The 1,460-nt window shown below is 78.3% G+C and carries 3 protein-coding genes; 1 reads left to right on the forward strand and 2 read right to left on the reverse strand.

The features are described 5' to 3' along the window. Positions 1-232 (forward strand): hypothetical protein (locus G6556_RS18790; protein ID WP_166944660.1); only part of this gene is annotated, 232 nt, incomplete at its 5' end. Positions 233-293: 61 nt separating this feature from the next. On the opposite strand, the gene G6556_RS18795 is transcribed toward G6556_RS18790, so the two are convergent. After that, entirely contained in the window at positions 294-875 is a 582-nt protein-coding gene (locus G6556_RS18795) for a bacterial proteasome activator family protein (protein WP_166944662.1), read from the reverse strand. A gap of 84 nt (positions 876-959) precedes the next feature. Then, positions 960-1,460: zinc-binding dehydrogenase (locus tag G6556_RS18800; RefSeq protein ID WP_166944663.1), on the reverse strand; the 501-nt coding region annotated here is incomplete at its 5' end.

The raw sequence follows: 1,460 nt of genomic DNA on the forward strand, positions 1-1,460 counted from the left end.
CGCGGGATACGTCCTGGTCGTGGTGGGTCCGGGGCGGTGGGCGCTCACCACGGCGCTCACCGCGTACGCGACGGGCGCGGCCCGGTTCACCGCCGCGGACGACGTGGTGGCGCGGGCCGCGGCCACCTACGTCGACCGTGCCACCGGCGTGGTGCTGCTGGCGATGGCGCTCCACGGGTGCCTCGCCCACCTCGCCGGCCGGGGTCGCCGGCGCGTCGGCCTGCGGAACTGAGCCGGGACGACGGGACCCCGCCGACCCGAGGTCGACGGGGTCCCGCCGTACGTCAGCGGCGCTAGAGGTACTGGCCCGGGCCGGGGTCCGCGGTCGGGGCCCCGGGCACGCCACCCGGCCCCACGGGTCCGGCGGGTCCGTGCCCGCCCGGCAGCGCCCGCCGCATCTGCGTGAGCTGCGCCTGCGCCGCCATCTGCTGCGCGACGAGCGCGGTCTGGATGCCGTGGAACAGCCCCTCGAGCCAGCCGACCAGCTGGGCCTGCGCGATCCGCAGCTCGGCGTCGCTGGGCGTCTGCTCGTCGGCGAACGGCAGCGTGATCCGGTGCAGCTCGTCGATGAGCTCGGGGGACAGGCCGTCCTCGAGCTCGCGCAGGGAGCGCTCGTGCACCTCGGCGAGCCGGGCGCGCGCGGCCTCGTCGAGCGGGGCGCTGCGGACCTCGTCGAGCAGCTGCTTGATCATCGTGCCGATCCGCATGACCTTCGCGGGCTGGCCGACGGAGGCGGCGGCCTCCTCGGCCACGTCGGGGCGGTCCGCCGCGTCGGCGCCGTCCCGGTCCTCGTCCTGCGTGCCGTCGGGGTCGCCGGAGCCGCCGCCGAGCACGACGACGCGGGGGCGCTGCGGGCCGGTGCTGGAGTCGCTCATGCGCGCCATCCTCTCGCGCGCGGGCTCCGACGGCACCCCTGCGGCCGGGTCCCCGCCCGGTCCGCGCAGCGGCGGCCGCGGGGGTCAGGGGACGAGGAGCACCTTGCCGAACACCTCGCCCGAGTCGAGCAGCCGGTGCGCGTCGGCGGCGCGGTCCAGCGGCAGCCGCGCGTGCACGACGGGGCGCAGCCGGCCGTCCGTGAGCATCGGCCACGCGTGCGCCCGGACGTCCGCGACGATCTGCTCCTTCTCGGCGAGCGGGCGGGCGCGCAGGGTCGTGCCGATGACGCTGCCCCGCTTCGCCATGAGCAGCCCCAGGTCGAGCTCGCCCCGCGCGCCGCGCTGGGTGCCGATGACGACGAGCCGGCCCCCGGTGGCCAGCGTCGCGAGATTGGTCGCGAGCCCGCCGGCGCCGAGCACGTCGAGGACGACGTCGGCGCCGTGCCCGTCCGTGGCCGCCCGCACCGCCTCGGCGACGTCCTGCGTGCGGTGGTCGACGACCGTGCGCGCCCCGAGATCGCGGCACCGCTCGGCCCGGTCGGCACCGCCCGCGGTCGCGACGACGTGCGCGCCGAGGGCGGCGCC

The organism is Cellulomonas sp. IC4_254, from assembly GCF_011603975.1.
Taxonomy (GTDB): Bacteria; Actinomycetota; Actinomycetes; order Actinomycetales; family Cellulomonadaceae; genus Cellulomonas.